The organism is Evtepia sp. (assembly GCF_034090835.1).
GTDB lineage: Bacteria > Bacillota > Clostridia > Oscillospirales > Oscillospiraceae > Evtepia.
Map to the genome: position 1 here is coordinate 1 of NZ_JAXDRS010000057.1, position 1,114 is coordinate 1,114.

Genomic DNA, 1,114 nt, shown 5'->3' on the forward strand with positions numbered 1-1,114 from the left:
TTCTTGTCTACCAGCTTCTTGACGGTCTCCCGGCCCCACGCAGGCACCTCCTGGAGGGTCTCATACACCACGGTGCCTTTCAGCAGCTCATCATCTACAATCTGTCTGACTTTCAGCTCGTCCATGTCCGGCTCCTTTCTCTTGCACATTTCCTTCTGAACATCTGCACGGAAAATGTCCATGCTCTTCCCATGCTGCGGGAACCAGTGCATCACATCCGCATGGGCGGAGGCGATTCCCTTCACATAGCCCTCACTGTGGCAGATGATGTCCTTCACCGGATCCAGGCCGAACATCCCGCACAGATAGGCGCACAGCTCCACCGCCTCCCGATACACGGCCTTAAAATAATCCCGGTCGGTAAGACCGTCCTCGCAGATCTCAAAGCCGATGTAGCCCATGCGCCAGGCGGAGCCATGACGGCCCTTACCGGAGTGCCACGCCTCCCAGTTCCACGGCATGATCTGATAGGTGGCAATGCCGCCGTCCTTTTTCCTGCCAATGAAGGCGTGGGCACAGACCTGCCGCCCGCCTGGGTGGAATTCGTTGAAGGAGTTGCCGTGCCGGTTTACACCAATGAGGCCGTCATCCGGCTGGACGTATCGCCACAGATTGGGATTATTGGCTCCGGTGGAGTGGACCATGATGCCCCTGGGGGTCATGGCTCGGGCGCGGCGGTAGCACTCGTTCTTGGTGCAGTGCAGTACTGCTTATGCAGTTCCATCCGTCTCCACCTCCGGCAGCCCCGCCACGCTGGTCAGCAGGGACACAATGCCTGCCAGCACTGCCGTGCCTGCCACAGTCAGCCAGCTCACCTCGGTGAGCATCACCCCGGCAGGGATCAGGGCCACCGCCGTCTGGCATACAGTCTTGATGGCGCGGATACCCGCAGCCTTGAACCATTTCTTATTCATCCTCGTTACTCCTTTCTAATCGGCAGCCGGTCCACCTCTGCCATAGCGGTATCCAGATGCCCGTTGCCGCCCAGGGCCTTGTAGGCCTGGAACATCTCCTTCACGTCTTCCTTCTCATCCAACGACACGTTTCCTCGGTCCACGCACCGTTCCACGTTTCGCCGCACCCGGTAGGTCATGAGGACCTTAAGCCCGGTGAC

General features: G+C 59.4%; 2 protein-coding genes and 1 pseudogene. All 3 read right to left on the reverse strand.

Annotated elements, in window-relative coordinates:
- On the reverse strand, positions 1–662 hold a 662-nt coding region (locus tag SOR61_RS10180), incomplete at its 3' end, for a peptidoglycan recognition family protein (protein ID WP_320612550.1).
- A gap of 48 nt (positions 663–710) precedes the next feature.
- Entirely contained in the window at positions 711–914 is a 204-nt protein-coding gene (locus tag SOR61_RS10185) for a holin (protein ID WP_320612551.1), read from the reverse strand.
- A gap of 5 nt (positions 915–919) precedes the next feature.
- Positions 920–1,114 (reverse strand): annotated as a pseudogene (locus SOR61_RS10190) (hypothetical protein); the annotation flags it as partial.

Coding starts and splice junctions, on each gene's coding strand:
- SOR61_RS10185 (WP_320612551.1), bottom strand. CDS start 914: ATGAATAAGAAATGGTTCAAGGCTGCGGGTATCCGCGCCATCAAGACT.